Annotated in this window: 14 protein-coding genes; 8 read left to right on the top strand and 6 right to left on the bottom strand. The window is 70.4% G+C overall.

Annotated features, from left to right (window positions below; genetic code table 11):
- Positions 1–217 precede the first annotated feature (217 nt).
- Complete coding sequence (locus tag NV263_RS08345; protein ID WP_263251988.1) at positions 218–694, bottom strand: DUF5684 domain-containing protein; 477 nt, start codon at positions 692–694, stop codon at positions 218–220.
- Positions 695–814: 120 nt separating this feature from the next.
- Complete coding sequence (locus NV263_RS08340; RefSeq protein WP_263251987.1) at positions 815–946, bottom strand: hypothetical protein; 132 nt, start codon at positions 944–946, stop codon at positions 815–817.
- A gap of 175 nt (positions 947–1,121) precedes the next feature.
- Here NV263_RS08340 and NV263_RS08335 point away from each other — a divergent pair, with 175 nt between their 5' ends.
- Positions 1,122–1,703 carry a hypothetical protein gene (locus tag NV263_RS08335; RefSeq protein ID WP_263251986.1) on the top strand — a complete coding sequence of 194 codons (582 nt, stop codon included), beginning with the start codon at positions 1,122–1,124 and terminating at the stop codon, positions 1,701–1,703.
- A gap of 93 nt (positions 1,704–1,796) precedes the next feature.
- On the opposite strand, the gene uvrB is transcribed toward NV263_RS08335, so the two are convergent.
- Complete coding sequence (uvrB, locus tag NV263_RS08330) at positions 1,797–3,953, bottom strand: excinuclease ABC subunit UvrB (protein WP_263251985.1); 2,157 nt, start codon at positions 3,951–3,953, stop codon at positions 1,797–1,799.
- 108 nt (positions 3,954–4,061) lie between these two features.
- On the opposite strand from uvrB, the gene NV263_RS08325 reads away from it, so the two are divergent.
- From NV263_RS08325 to NV263_RS08315, 3 genes are all read left to right on the top strand, one after another.
- On the top strand, positions 4,062–4,490 hold the full coding sequence (locus NV263_RS08325; RefSeq protein WP_263251984.1) for an SPW repeat protein: 429 nt from the start codon (positions 4,062–4,064) through the stop codon (positions 4,488–4,490).
- 94 nt (positions 4,491–4,584) lie between these two features.
- Positions 4,585–5,181 carry a DUF402 domain-containing protein gene (locus NV263_RS08320; RefSeq protein WP_263251983.1) on the top strand — a complete coding sequence of 199 codons (597 nt, stop codon included), beginning with the start codon at positions 4,585–4,587 and terminating at the stop codon, positions 5,179–5,181.
- A gap of 200 nt (positions 5,182–5,381) precedes the next feature.
- Entirely contained in the window at positions 5,382–5,795 is a 414-nt protein-coding gene (locus NV263_RS08315; RefSeq protein ID WP_263251982.1) for a hypothetical protein, read from the top strand.
- Positions 5,796–5,853: 58 nt separating this feature from the next.
- Here NV263_RS08315 and coaE read toward each other — a convergent pair whose 3' ends face one another.
- Together coaE and rpsA are read right to left on the bottom strand one after the other, a co-directional pair.
- Positions 5,854–7,044: a dephospho-CoA kinase gene (gene coaE, locus NV263_RS08310; RefSeq protein WP_263251981.1), complete on the bottom strand. Its 1,191-nt coding sequence runs from the start codon at positions 7,042–7,044 to the stop codon at positions 5,854–5,856.
- A gap of 103 nt (positions 7,045–7,147) precedes the next feature.
- Complete coding sequence (gene rpsA, locus NV263_RS08305) at positions 7,148–8,638, bottom strand: 30S ribosomal protein S1 (RefSeq protein ID WP_263251980.1); 1,491 nt, start codon at positions 8,636–8,638, stop codon at positions 7,148–7,150.
- Between the two features lie 316 nt (positions 8,639–8,954).
- On the opposite strand from rpsA, the gene NV263_RS08300 reads away from it, so the two are divergent.
- The 4 genes from NV263_RS08300 to NV263_RS08285 are packed head-to-tail and all read left to right on the top strand — an operon-like array spanning position 8,955 to position 13,595.
- A complete protein-coding gene (locus tag NV263_RS08300; RefSeq protein WP_263251979.1) occupies positions 8,955–9,842 on the top strand; it encodes a class I SAM-dependent methyltransferase in 888 nt (295 codons plus the stop codon).
- A 55-nt stretch (positions 9,843–9,897) separates the two neighbouring features.
- A complete protein-coding gene (locus NV263_RS08295) occupies positions 9,898–10,827 on the top strand; it encodes a GNAT family N-acetyltransferase (protein WP_263251978.1) in 930 nt (309 codons plus the stop codon).
- Positions 10,828–10,875: 48 nt separating this feature from the next.
- On the top strand, positions 10,876–11,532 hold the full coding sequence (locus NV263_RS08290; RefSeq protein WP_263251977.1) for an ATP-binding cassette domain-containing protein: 657 nt from the start codon (positions 10,876–10,878) through the stop codon (positions 11,530–11,532).
- Positions 11,529–13,595 (top strand): YhgE/Pip domain-containing protein, encoded by a 2,067-nt coding sequence (locus NV263_RS08285; RefSeq protein ID WP_263251976.1) that lies wholly within the window; start codon positions 11,529–11,531, stop codon positions 13,593–13,595. Before NV263_RS08290 ends, NV263_RS08285 begins: the two co-directional genes overlap by 4 nt.
- A gap of 107 nt (positions 13,596–13,702) precedes the next feature.
- On the opposite strand, the gene NV263_RS08280 is transcribed toward NV263_RS08285, so the two are convergent.
- Positions 13,703–14,095, bottom strand: coding sequence for a VOC family protein (locus NV263_RS08280; RefSeq protein ID WP_263251975.1), 393 nt, complete (start codon positions 14,093–14,095; stop codon positions 13,703–13,705).
- Between the last annotated feature and the right edge of the window lie 88 nt (positions 14,096–14,183).

Genomic DNA, 14,183 nt, shown 5'->3' with positions numbered 1-14,183 from the left:
ACTCCACCTTCCCCAGGGGTGCGAGGTCGTGACATTCGTGGCGCCGGTGCGGATTCCTCCCACCCGACAAGGATTTTCGTCGGCGGTGCGAGGGCTGATCACCGCGGTGAACAGTCGGCCCCGGTGCACCGACCTGGAGCCCCCGCACCCACCGGCCGTTCACATCTCTTGCAGAGTCCGGAATTCGTTGAAAGACCTCCTGCTGCGGACCGTCGCGCTACCCCCGGGAATAACGCATCGTGGAAGCTTCGTCCGGGTACGGCTGGCCCGGGTGAAGGGGCTGACCACCGGGGCCGACGTAGTTCGCCCCACCGAATCCCAGGATCGGGAAACCGATGATCGGGAACAAGAACGTCAGCACGCCGAATCCGGCCCCCTTGCCGAACGACTTCGCCAAGTCGAGGCAGGTCACCACGGACACGACGACGTTGACGATCGGGATGAGCATCAGCACCAGCCACCATCCCGGCCTGCCCGCGGTGCGCAACAGCACGACGGTGTTGTAGAAGGGGATGATCGCCGCCCAACCCGGCTGCCCGGCCTTGCCGAAAAGGCGCCACGTTGCGGCGATCATCAGCACGCTCACAACGAGGCTCACCAAGATGACCACTGTCATCACGGTGCCGAGGGCCGCCAGGCCGCCGCCGCCCCCGTGCTGCACGTGGTGGTGCACGTGGTTTCGCGCGAAATGCACGTCTTGTCCTTTCCTTCCTTGTTCGTTTTCGTGATCACCGCAAGGACTCCCGCTTCTCAGGACGCCCCGCACCGACAGAGGTTGCGCCAGACCTCCCGAACCCTCGCCGACCTCCGCTTTTCAGTGCGACAGCCAGGCCAGGTGGAGGAATGAGCGGTGCGATACCTCGACCTCCGAGAAGGTCCGCTCGAACAACTCCGCCGCAGCCGTGCGCACCGCCTCCGTCGCGGGCGCACCCTGCTCCTTGATCACCGTAAGAGGATCACACACACCCGAGCCCGGGATCACCCGGGTGGGCTACCCGACAAAAGTCGAGGACAAGGGGGAACACCTTCCGGAACGAGCGAGCACAGGTCATGCCGCGGTGGGCGCGGACGGAGCGGCCGGGCCGCAGAATCGGCGCGCAACGTCCACGTCAGGAGGAACGGTGCCCACTCATCCCCGGATTCGGTCCACGCTCGTGATCATGTCGTTCTGCGCTACCGCGCTGGTCAGCGGATGCGGCGCCCACCACGCTCAGCGAGCGGCCGCACAACCGCACGCTCCCGGCGAATCGGCCTCGCACAGCCCCAGAGCGGACAATTCTCCCGATTCCGCCACGACCGGCTCATCTCCGACAAGACAGACCAACGCGACACCGCAAGGCACGGCCGAAATCTGGCTCCACGCCCTCGGATCCAACGATTTCGCCACAGTGTGCAAACAGTACGACCCAGCCGGTCCGATGTTCCGCGCCATGGGCGGCGCGACGGGCTGCGAGCAGAGGTTCTCCAAAGGCCCCAAGCCGAAACTCGGCGCTCGACTCACCCGTGCGGTAGTCGACCCCAAGGCCGTGACGACCCGAGGTGATACCGCGACGATTCCGTTGAGCGCGGTGACCGTCAACGGAAAACCGTGGAGCCACGACGTGAGAGGGAAGTTCATGACTCTCAAGCACGACGCCGACGGTTGGCGAATCCCCGATCTCACGGACGCCGCCGAAGTCACCGCGCCGGGGGCCCATTTCTGATCGAACGGCGCCCGACCGGTCAGAGCACCGACGGGATGAGCCCGTGCGACGCGATTCCCCCGTCGTCGAAGGGGTGATCAGACCCGGACACCGTCACTCGATGCCCGCCGCGTCCATGCCGCGCAGCTCCTTCTTCAGGTCCTGGATCTCGTCGCGCAGTCGCGCGGCGAGTTCGAACTGCAGATCCCGGGCCGCGTTCATCATCTGCTCGTTGAGCTGCTGGACGAGGTCGGCGAGTTCGGCGCGCGGCATCGACTTGATGTCCCGGTCTTCCAGCACGCCCGCGCTGGCCACCGCCTCACCGGTCGGCTTCTTGCCCCGGGAGACGTTGCGCCCGGATCCGCCGACGGCCACCGACTCCTCGGTGTCCTCGGACTCGGTGTAGACGCGGTCCAGGATGTCGGCGATCTTCTTGCGCAGCGGCTGCGGGTCGATGCCGTGCTCTTCGTTGTAGGCGATCTGCTTGGCGCGCCGCCGGTTGGTCTCGTCGATGGCGTGCTGCATCGAGTCGGTGATCCGGTCGGCGTACATGTGCACCTGACCGGACACGTTGCGCGCCGCACGCCCGATCGTCTGGATGAGACTGGTGCCGGAGCGCAGGAAGCCCTCCTTGTCAGCGTCCAGAATGGACACCAGCGAGACCTCGGGCAGGTCCAGGCCCTCGCGGAGCAGGTTGATGCCGACCAGCACGTCGTACTCGCCCAACCGCAGCTGCCGCAGCAACTCGACGCGGCGCAGCGTGTCGACCTCGGAGTGCAGGTACCGCACCCGGATGCCCAGTTCGAGCAGGTAGTCGGTGAGGTCCTCGGCCATCTTCTTGGTGAGCGTGGTGACCAGCACCCGCTCGTCGCGCTCGGCCCGCTCGCGGACCTCGTGCACCAGGTCGTCGATCTGCCCCTCGGTCGGCTTGACCACCACCTCCGGGTCGACCAACCCGGTCGGGCGGATGACCTGCTCGACGAACTCGCCGCCGGACTGCCCCATCTCGTACGGGCCGGGCGTGGCCGACAGGTACACCGTCTGCCCGATCCGGTCGCTGAACTCCTCCCAGGTCAGCGGCCGGTTGTCCAGCGCGCTGGGCAACCGGAAGCCGTGCTCGACGAGCGTGCGCTTGCGGGAGGCGTCGCCCTCGTACATGCCGCCGATCTGCGGCACGGTGACGTGCGACTCGTCGATGATGAGCAGGAAGTCGTCCGGGAAGTAGTCCAGCAGCGTCGCCGGGGCCGACCCCGCCTCGCGGCCGTCGATGTGCCGCGAGTAGTTCTCGATGCCGGAGCAGAACCCGACCTGGCGCATCATCTCGATGTCGTACTGGGTGCGCATGCGCAGCCGCTGGGCCTCCAGGAGCTTGTTCTGCCCCTCCAGCTTGGTCAGCTGCTCCTCCAGCTCGGCCTCGATGCCCCGGATGGCCTTCTCCATCCGCTCCGGGCTGGCCACGTAGTGGGTCGCCGGGAAGATCCGCAGGTCGCTCACCTCGCGGACGGTCTCCCCGGTCAGCGGGTGCAGGTAGTGCAGCCGGTCGATCTCGTCGCCGAAGAACTCCACCCGCACCGCGAGCTCCTCGTAGGCGGGGATGACCTCGACGGTGTCGCCGCGGACCCGGAAGGTGCCCCGGGCGAAGGCGATGTCGTTGCGGGTGTACTGCACGTCGACCAGCGCGCGCAGGAAAACGTCCCGGTCGATCTCCCCGCCGACCTCCAGCTGGATGGACCGGTCCAGGTACGACTGGGGCGTGCCCAGGCCGTAGATGCAGGACACCGACGAGACGACGACGCAGTCGCGGCGGCTGAGCAGGTTCGAGGTCGCCGAGTGCCGCAGCCGCTCGACGTCCTCGTTGATCGAGGAGTCCTTCTCGATGTAGGTGTCGGTCTGCGGGACGTACGCCTCGGGTTGGTAGTAGTCGTAGTAGCTGACGAAGTACTCGACGGCGTTGTCCGGGAAGAACCCGCGCAGCTCGTTGGCCATCTGCGCGGCCAGCGTCTTGTTCGGCTCCAGCACCAGCGTGGGCCGCTGGACGCGCTCGACGAGCCACGCCGTGGTCGCCGACTTGCCGGTACCGGTGGCTCCCAGCAGGACCACGTCCTTCTCACCGGTCCTGATGCGACGCTCCAGGTCCTCGATCGCCTGGGGCTGGTCGCCCGCCGGCTGGTAGTCGCTGACCACGCGGAACCGGCCGTCGGTGCGCGGGATGTCGCTGACCGGCCGGAACTCGGAGCGGGCGAGGACGGGGTGCTCAGTCGCGAATGCCACGTCCACCAGCGTACGAGGCGTCCCCGACATCATGTCGCCGCGAGGGGTTCCGCACAGCCGGTGAGCGTCGATAATGGGGGTATCACCCCTTCGTCGGAGGTGAGTGCGGTGTCGAGCACCCCTATCGCCGGACATCCGGATCTCACCGAGATGCGCATGCGGTACGAGAGGGCTTCGGAAACCCCGACCGCTCAGGTGGCGGACGGCGTCATCGTGCTCGGTGGCCTGTTCGTCGCGTTGTCGCCGTGGATCACGGGCTTCGCCCCCATGACGCCCACGCTGGCGCTGAACAACCTGATCGTCGGACTGGCGGCGGCCGTGCTGGGCCTGTCGTTCGCGAGCGCGTTCCACCGCACCCACGGCATCGCCTGGACGTGCCCGGTGCTGGGCGCGTGGACGATCGCCGCGGTGTTCGTGATCAGCGGGCACGTCGTGACGCTCAGCAGCCTGCTCTGCAACGTGATCGGCGGAGCAGTTCTGCTGGTGGCGGGACTGGGGACGATGGCCCCGGCCATGACCGCCACCCGCCGGGCCTGACCCCGATTCGATCGGAGGTGAGTGAGGAACAGTGGTGAACAGAAGTGGGCGCGACGTCGTTCACCGGCGCCGCGCCCACGCCTAGGGTGGCACCGTGAGCACGCAGCGCGAGATCGCCGAGCGGCTGGGACTGCCCGTGCACCCGCCCAAGGTGGAGGTGTTCGACCTGCGCGCGGGCACGAACACCGATCCCAAGCAGCGCGTCCGCACCGTCGAGGAGTACCGGACCACGCCGTTCGGGCTCTACCTGGCGCGCCCGACGCCGGGTCACCCCCGCCTCGCCGCGCTGGAATCGTGGCTGCTGCCGGGGTTGGGATTGCGCATCACCCGCTGGAGTTGGCACCCCGGGCACGAGCGGGACCTGGATTTCTACCTCGACGTCGTCGACGTGGAACGCGGCGAGAACAGGTGGCGAACGGTCGACCACTACCTGGACGTCGAATTGCGCGAGCACCGCGAGGCCCGGTTGCTGGACATCGACGAGTTCCTGCTCGCGGTGCGGGCCGGTCTGCTCGACGACGCCACCGCGCACCGGGCGATGGAGACCGCCTACCGCGCCGTCGACGGTCTCGCCCGGCACCGCTACGACCTCGGGAAGTGGTTGCGGGACAACGGGATCGAGCTGTCGTGGCGAGGACAACCGTCCCAAGGTCCCGTACCCGGGCAGCGGACGCTACCGCCAACTCGGTGACGCCGGGACGAACGATCGGATCGATATTCGACCCCAGCCGAATAGTTACCTGAAAATTCGCCCGCAGCTGATCACGTGTCCGCCTTTCCGGACTACTCTCGGGATCCGTGAGCGCGGCGACTTCCCCCCAATTGGTCGACGTCATCGACGTCTTCAGTTCGGAGCGTAGACATTCTTCCGGCGCCGTTCACCATTTGGAGGTGTGCCGGGTCGAGGAATGGGGACTCTCCCTGGAATGCCCGACCCCGGAAGCGCCCGAGCACGACGCGGAGATCACCTGGCTGCTGCCCGACCTGGGCGTCCGCCTGACCCGCTACCGCCCGCGCCGGCGGCACTCCCGCCCCGGACCGACGCTGCTCACCACCGCCCGCATCGAACGCGACAGCCGCGCCTGGACGACGACGGACCTGCTGCTCGGGTTGGAGGTCCCCGCGCACGGCCCGGCGCGCATCGCGCACTACGACGAGTTCGCCACCGCGGTGTCCAGCGGCATGATCCGCCCCCACGAGGCCGACTACGCGTTCCGCACGGCCCACCGCACGCTGGAGGAGCTGTCCCTGCACCGCGACATCAACCACTGGCTGGCCCACCGCGGGATCTTCGACATCTGGTGAGGGAAGGCGGCCGGTTCCCGGCAGGACGTCCCGGCGGTCCTGCCGGGGACCGGCGGCGTCACGGGGTCCAGCCGGACTCCTGCGCCCAGGCGTTCGCCCTGGGCAGGGCCTGCGCGAACCAGGGCTCCTTGGCCTGCGCGTACGCGGCGTGCGACGGGTCGGCCGCGTGCCGGGCCGCGACCTCGCGCTTGACCGCGAGGTAGTCCGCGCGGGCGGCCTCGTCGGCGCGCAGCCAGTCGCGGAACAGCAACGCGACGCGCCAGCCCGCCGTCCCCTCGGCGCGCACGTGCACGTTCGCGTAGCGGCCGGGGTCCGCTGCGACGTGGAGGCGCTTGCCCCACAGCGCCGGGTCCGGCGCGAAGGAGTGCGGGGTGTCGGCGCTGGCCTCCGGGATCACGGGGAACCCGGCGTCGGCCAGCGGCTCGGCCAACGCGTCCGCATCGGCCAGCGAGGCCACGGTGACCTGCAGGTCGATGACGTCCTTGGCCGGCATGCCGGGGATCGAGGTGGATCCGATGTGGTCGACGCGCAGCACCCGGTCGCCCCCGGCCCGCTCGATGCGGGCGGCCAGCCGCCGGGCCTGCCTCGGCCATTCCGGATCGGGGTCGACCAGCTTCGGGGAGCGCTCCGGCGCACGCCGCCGCTCCCGCACGTTCCGCTCGAACGGGACCAACCGGTCCGCCCACAACCGGTCGACCTCGGCGAGCACGTCCTCGACCGCGCCGCTGTTGTCCAGCCACACGTCGGCGGCTTCGCGGCGCTGCTCGTCGGTGGCCTGCGCCCGGATCCGCGCCCGCGCGTCCGGTTCGGACAGCCCGCGGGCCACCAACCGCCGCACGCGGTCTTCGACGGGCGCGTCGACGATCACGACCAGGTGGTAGTTCGCCCCGTACCCGGCCTCCACGAGCAGCGGAACGTCGTGCACCACGACGGCGTCGGCGGGCGCCTGCGCCATCCGCTCGACGGTCAACTGCTGGATCCGGGGGTGGGTGATGGCGTTGAGGTCGGCGCGCGCCCGGTCGTCGGCGAACGCCTTGGCCGCCAGCGCGGGCCGGTCCAACGCGCCGTCGGCGTCGAGGATGTCCGCGCCGAAGCGCTCGACGAGTTCGGCCAGCGCCGCGGAACCGGGCCGCACGACCTCGCGCGCCAGCGCGTCGGCGTCGACGAGCACGGCGCCGCGCTCCACCAACCGCCGCGCCACCGTCGACTTCCCCGACCCGATGCCACCGCTGAGACCCACGCGCAACACGCGACCCATCTTGCCAGCGGTCCCCGGCCGCGCCGAGACCGACCGCGGAACGCGAACGGCCCCCGCGCCGGAACGCGGGGGCCGTTCGGTCAGCCTTCAGGCGTCACGCACCGCCGGAGAGCTTCTCCCGCAGCGCGGCCAGCTGGGCGTCGCTGGCCAGCGAGCCCGAGTCCTGCTCGTCGCTGGAGGAGGAGTAGTTGCCGCCGTGCGGCTCCTCCACACCGGCAGCGGCGGCCGCGGCGGCCTCCGCGTCGGCCTGGCGGGCCTTGGCGACCTGGGCCATGTGCTTCTCGTAGCGCGCGTGGGCCTCGGCGTACTGCCGCTCCCACTCCTCGCGCTGCTTCTCGTAGCCCTCCTGCCACTCCTGGGTCTCCGGGTCGAAGCCCTCGGGGTAGATGTAGTTGCCCTCGTTGTCGTACTCGGCGGCCATCCCGTACTGGGTCGGGTCGAAGTCCGAGTCCGGGGTGAAGCCCTCGTTGGCCTGCTTCAGCGACAGCGAGATCCGGCGGCGCTCCAGGTCGATGTCGATGACCTTGATCATCACCTCGTCGCCGACCTGGACGACCTGCTCCGGGATCTCCACGTGGCGCTCGGCCAGCTCGGAGATGTGCACCAGGCCCTCGATGCCCTCGTCGACGCGGACGAACGCACCGAACGGCACCAGCTTGGTGACCTTGCCCGGCACGATCTGGCCGATCGCGTGGGTGCGGGCGAACTGACGCCACGGGTCTTCCTGGGTGGCCTTCAGCGACAGCGAGACGCGCTCGCGGTCCATGTCCACGTCCAGGACCTCGACGGTGACCTCCTGGCCGACCTCGACGACCTCGCTGGGGTGGTCGATGTGCTTCCAGGACAGCTCGGAGACGTGCACCAGACCGTCGACACCGCCCAGGTCCACGAACGCACCGAAGTTGACGATGGAGGACACGACGCCCTTGCGGACCTGGCCCTTCTGCAGCTGGTTGAGGAACTCGCTGCGGACCTCGGACTGGGTCTGCTCCAGCCAGGCGCGGCGGGACAGGACCACGTTGTTGCGGTTCTTGTCCAGCTCGATGATCTTGGCTTCGAGCTCCCGGCCGACGTAGGGCTGGAGGTCGCGAACGCGGCGCATCTCGACCAGGGAGGCGGGCAGGAAGCCGCGCAGCCCGATGTCGAGGATGAGGCCGCCCTTGACGACCTCGATGACGGTGCCGCGCACCGGCTCGTCCTTCTCCTTGAGCTCCTCGATGGTGCCCCAGGCGCGCTCGTACTGGGCGCGCTTCTTGGAGAGGATCAGTCGGCCTTCCTTGTCCTCCTTCTGGAGAACCAGGGCCTCGACGAAGTCGCCGACGGCGACGACCTCGGCGGGGTCGACGTCGTGCTTGATCGACAGTTCGCGGGACGGGATGACGCCCTCGGTCTTGTAGCCGATGTCAAGCAGCACCTCGTCGCGGTCGACCTTGACGATGGTGCCCTCAACAATGTCGCCATCGTTGAAGTACTTGATGGTCTGGTCGACGGCGGCGAGGAAGTCCTCCTCCGTCCCGACGTCGTTCACTGCGACCTGCGGCTTGGTGGCGGCTGCAGTCGGGACGGTGGTGGTGTCGGTGGACATCAGGTGGGTTGCTCCGGTACGGATAGGTCGGTTGTCGGATCTGGTTCGTGACTGTTCAAGTCGGTGGCTGCGCCCGGCCCTCCGGCCCGGTACCCGCGAAGGTGCCGGAGCTGCGGCGAATCCGCCCGGTCGGCACCCGATCCGGGCGAGCGACCCAGAGGAGATACGCGAACAGCGGAAGACCCACGGCGCGGCCGGTATCGTACGCGCTCCCTCGATCGCCGGGCAAACTGCGGTCCACCCCTGCGCCGGGTGCGGACCGGACGAGGACAATGCGTCACATCCGAGCCATACCCACTACCGGCGGGGAGAACCCTTGTCGCAGCCCGATCACGCGGAAGACGACGACACGAAGTCCAGTCTCCAGCCTAGTACCGCGGAGGACGTGCTCGGCACCTCGGGTGTGAGCAACCGCACCGCGGGTGCCGTCGAGTCCCGGATGGCGAGCCGCCTGTGGTGGGACGCCGATGCCGACGAGTACCAGGCCGAGCACGGCGGCTTCCTCGGCGACGACGACTTCGTCTGGTGCCCGGAGGGACTGCGCGAGGCGGACGTCCGGCTGCTCGGCGACGTCCGCGGCAGGCGCGTGCTGGAGGTGGGCTGCGGTGCGGCGGCGTGCGCGCGCTGGCTGGCCGCGCGGGGCGCCCACGCGGTCGGACTGGACATCTCGGCCGGGATGCTGCGGCACGCCGCGGCGGGCGGCAGGCGCACCGGCATCCCGATCCCCCTGGTCCAGGCCAGCGCCGACGGCCTGCCCTTCGCCGACGGGTCCTTCGACCTGGCCTGCTCGGCGTTCGGCGGCGTGCCGTTCGTGGCCGACTCCGGGGCGGTGATGCGCGAGGTGGCCCGGGTGCTGCGGCCGGGCGGCCGGTGGGTGTTCGCCGTGACCCACCCGATGCGGTGGATCTTCCCGGACGACCCGGGACCCGCCGGACTGACGGCCACGCACTCCTACTTCGACCGCAGCCCCTACGTCGAGGTGGACGACACCGGACGCGCGACCTACGTCGAGCACCACCGGACCCTCGGCGACTACGTCCGGCAGATCGGTGCCGCCGGGATGCGGCTGCTCGACGTCGTCGAACCGGAGTGGCCGAAGGGGCACACCCGGAACTGGGGGCAGTGGAGCCCGCTGCGCGGCAGGCTGTTCCCGGGCACCGCGATCTTCGTCTGCTCCCTGGACCGGGAAGAGGCGTGGCGGTGATGTGCGGCGCGGTGCGACCCGGGCGTCCCGCCCGCCGCGGACCGGGGGGTGCACGGTGGCGACCGCGCAGGAGCTGATGGAGGCGCAGTGCGCGCGGTTCCGCGAACTGGACCCGGAACTGCCGGACGGCTACTCGCTGCCCGCGGGTGACCCGCTCCTGGCCCGGACCGCGGACGGCGACCCGGTCGCCGGAGTCATCGCGCAGACCTCCAACCCGCCCGGCTCGATGCAGCGGCTGTGGCAGGCCGCGGAGGTCTACGAGCTGTTCCCGTTGGTCGGCCGGCACGCGGGCGCGGGCATGGACGCGCTGCTGCACGCCTGGCGGCAGTGGCTGGACGCCCGCGACGCGCCCGCGCACGACTCGTCCTGCGTGGTGGTGTGGCCGAGCCGGGACGTGCGGGCGACCAGGGCGTTCCTGGACCACGGTTTCGTCCCGCTGTCCTGCCTCGCGGTGCGATCACCCTCACGATCGCGACTTACGGAACTGTCTGGTACCGTAAAGCTGCGTCGCGCCGGACCGGCCGACCTCGACGTCGTCGTCGAGCTCGCACTCGCCGAGCTCGAATACGCCGCCCTGGTCGGTGCGTCGGTGTACCGCCCCGACGCCCCGCGGCTGAAGCGGACCGCCGTCCACGTGCGCCTGCACTCCGGCGATCCGGTCTGGCTCGCGGAACGGGACGGCGCACCCGTCGCGGTCGCCGAGTGCGCCTGGGTCGACACCGCTTCGTCACCCGGCGGACACCGGCTCCGCCCCGGCACGTGGGCCTACGTCAACTGCGTGTCGGTGCGCGAGCAGGAACGCGGCACCGGCGTCGGGCGACAGCTGATGGACCTGGTGCACGACGAGTTCGCCCGCGCCGGCGTCCTCGGCAGCTTCCTGTACTACAACCCGCCCAACCCGCTGTCCTCGGTGTTCTGGCCCCGCCAGGGGTACCGGCCACTGTGGACGATGTGGGAGGTGCGCCCGGCCACCGCGCTGCGCTGACGCTCGCGCGGTCGGCGCACCCGACCGCGAGAGTCTCAAGGAGTCGGCGTGGAAATCGTCGCTGAAGGCGTCGAGGTGATCGGAGCACACGGGCCGCTCCTGGCGCCCACGTCCCTGCGCATGCGGGACGGCCGGTTGCGGTTGGTGACCGGGGAACCCAACGCGGGGCACACCGCGTTGGCGCTCGTGCTCTCCGGCAGGCTGCGGCCCACCCGGGGCACGGTGCGCCTGGACGGTGCCGCCGACGCGGGCGCGCTGCGGCGCTCCGTCGCCGTGGTGGACGCCCCGGAGATCACCGAACCGGACGGCGCGGTGTCCGTCCGCGACGTCGCCGCCGAGGGGCTGAGCCTGGCGGGACGTCGGTCCGGGCGCCGCCGGACCAGGGCCTGGTTGTCCGAGCACGAACTCGACGACTGCGCCGACGAACGGTTCGAGAACCTGGTCCCGGCCCAGCGCACCCGGCTGCTCGTCGAGCTGGCCTGCGAGGGCCGGTCCACCAAGGCGCTGGTCCTCGACCAGCCCGACCGCCACGGCGGCGACCCGGCCGCCTGGTACGCGCTCGCCGCCCGGCAGGCCGCGCGCGGCATGGCCGTGGCGGTCCTGTGCTCCCCCCATTCGGCCGACCAGCTCGGCGTTCCGCGGGCCCGCATCGGCGCGGACGACCGCGAACAGTCCACTTCGGATTCCCTTGAAGGTGTGCGATGACCAGCTTCCGGCTTGCCATCACCGAGTTGCGCAGGCTGACCTCGGGCAAACTGCCCAAACTAGCCCTGATCGCGGTGACCCTCGTTCCGCTGCTCTACGGCGCGATGTACATCTACGCGAACTGGGACCCCTACGGGAGACTGGAGTCGGTACCCGCCGCGGTCGTCATCGACGACACCGGCGCGGCACGTGACGACGGCACCCGGCTGACCGCGGGCCAGGACGTCTACCACGAGCTGCTCGACTCCAAGTCCTTCGACTGGCAGCTCACCGGCGAGAAGCAGGCCGCCGACGGCGTCTCCTCCGGCCGGTACACGTTCGCCCTGGTGGTGCCCAAGGACTTCTCGGCGGCCCTGGTCTCCCCCGGCGATTTCGAACCCCGGCAGGCCAAGTTGCGGCTGATCACCAACGACGCCAACAACTACCTCGCCGGCACCATCGCCGACAAGGTGGCCTCCGAGGTGCGCAGCGGCGTCGCCAAGAACGCGGGCAGCGAGGCCGCCCAGCAGTTCCTCCTCGGGTTCAGCACGGTGCACGACAAGACCCAGGAGGCCGCCGACGGCGCCGGGCAGCTCGCCGACGGCGCGGGCAAGCTGCACGGCGGCCTGGGCGAGGCGCGCCAGGGCACCGCGCAGCTGTCCTCCGGCGCCCACCAGCTGCTCGACGGCCAGCGGGAGCTGGTCAACGGGTCCGCGCGGCTCACCGACGGCACCGGGCAGCTGTCCAACGGCGCCGACCAGGTCCACAACGGACTCCAGCAGCTGCGGCAGCAGACCGCGCAGCTGCCGCAGCAGACCGCGCAACTGGCCGACGGCGCCGAGAAGGTCGCGCAGGGCAACGAACAACTCGCCTCGCGCGCCGAAGTGCTCGGCAACGTCTCGCAGCAGCTCGCCGACAACCTCGACCAGACCAAGCAGCGCATCGCGGACCAGCTGCGCAGCACCGGCGTCGACGAGGAAACCGTGCAGAAGGTCGTCGACGGTCTCGACAAGCTCAACAGCCCCGTCACCGACGCCAACGGCAAGGTGCAGACCCAGGTGGGCCAGCTGCGGATGCTGGCCGACGGCGCCAAGCAGGTCGCCGACGGCAACCGCAAGCTCGCCCAGGCGACCCCGACCATGACCGGCGCGATCGGCCAGCTGGCCGACGGTTCCGGACAGGTCGCCGACGGCGCCCACCAGGTCGACGACGGGGCCAAGCAGCTCCGCGACGGCCAGCAGCAGGCGTTCGGCGGGACCAAGCAGCTCGCCGGCGGCGCCGACCAGCTCGCCGGCGGCGCCCGGCAGCTGCACGACGGCTCCGGTCAACTCGCCGACGGCTCGCACACGCTGGCCGACGAGCTCGGCAAGGGGGTCAACGACATCCCCAACCCGGACGCGAAGACCCGCGACGCCACCGCCGACACCATCGGCGACCCGGTCGCGGTCGACACCAAGGCCCAGGTCAAGGCCGGGACCTACGGTGCCGGGCTGGCGCCGTTCTTCATGGGTCTGGCGCTGTGGATCGGCGGGTTCGTGCTCTTCCTGCTGATGCGTCCGCTGTCCAGCCGGGCGCTGGCGGCCGGTGTCGCGCCGTGGCGCGTCGCCATCGGCGGCTGGCTGCCCGCGGCGATCGTCGGCCTGGTGCAGGCGGTGCTGCTGTACCTCGTGGTGGTGTTCGCCGTCGGCGTGCGACCGGCGAACCCGGCGTTGACGATCGGCTTCCTGATCCTGACGTCGTTCGCCTTCACCGCCGTGGTGCACGCGCTGAACGCGGCGTTCGGCCCGAAGGGCAAGTTCATCGCCCTGGTCATCCTGGTGCTGCAACTGGTCACCGCAGGCGGCACGTTCCCGTGGCAGACCATTCCGGAGCCACTGCACCCGCTGCACCAGGTGCTGCCGCTCAGCTACGTGGTCAGCGGCCTGCGCCACCTGCTCTACGGCGGGCCGGGCCTGGAATCGGCGGCCGGTGCGGCCGGAGTCCTGCTCTGCTACCTGGTCGCCGGGCTGCTGCTGAGCACCATCGCCGCGTGGCGCCAGCGGGTCTGGACCCCGAGCCGCCTCAAGCCGGAACTGTCGCTGTGAGCCGACGCGACCGGCCCGTCCACCCCGGACGGGCCGGTCGCTCGCGCGAACGCCCCGTCGGTCCTCCGGGACGGACGGGGCGTTCGCACATCACGCGCGTCGCGGCGTCACTCCGCCTCGTCGTAGCGGGCGACCTCGATCAGGTTGCCGTCGGGGTCGCGCAGGTACAGCGACGTGATGGGGCCGTTCGAGCCGATGCGGCTGACCGGTCCCTCCTCGATGCGCACCTCGTGGGCGCGCAGGTGCTCCTGGACCTCGCTGAGCGCGTTGTCCGTGATGAAGCACAGGTTCGCCGAGCCCGGCACCGGGTGCGTCGCGGTCGGCGCCACCAGTTCGCTCGCCGAGTGCAGCTTGATGGTCTGCGCACCGAAGCTGACCCCGCGCCGGTCCCCCGGGAACGTCACCGGCGTCATGCCGAGGACCTGCTCGTAGAACTCCACTGCCCGATCGACATCGGCGACGGTGAGGACCAGGTGGTCCACTCTGTCGATGCTGATCATGCTCCTCCTCGGTGCTTCGCGGCGGCGCGGCGCGCGGACTCGGCGCCGCGCAACGCGCCCGGGCGGCCCGCGGAAGCAGCAGGGCGCG

It is taken from the genome of Saccharopolyspora rosea (assembly GCF_025643595.1).
Classification (GTDB): Bacteria; Actinomycetota; Actinomycetes; order Mycobacteriales; family Pseudonocardiaceae; genus Saccharopolyspora; species Saccharopolyspora rosea.
Note: the sequence above shows the minus strand (reverse complement) of the source record. Positions and strands in the feature narration are given on the sequence as shown.

Excerpts from the sequence above, each read along its gene's own strand:
- rpsA (WP_263251980.1), bottom strand. The coding sequence starts at position 8,638 with ATGTCCACCGACACCACCACCGTCCCGACTGCAGCCGCCACCAAGCCG.
- NV263_RS08285 (WP_263251976.1), top strand. The coding sequence starts at position 11,529 with ATGACCAGCTTCCGGCTTGCCATCACCGAGTTGCGCAGGCTGACCTCG.
- NV263_RS08280 (WP_263251975.1), bottom strand. The coding sequence starts at position 14,095 with ATGATCAGCATCGACAGAGTGGACCACCTGGTCCTCACCGTCGCCGAT.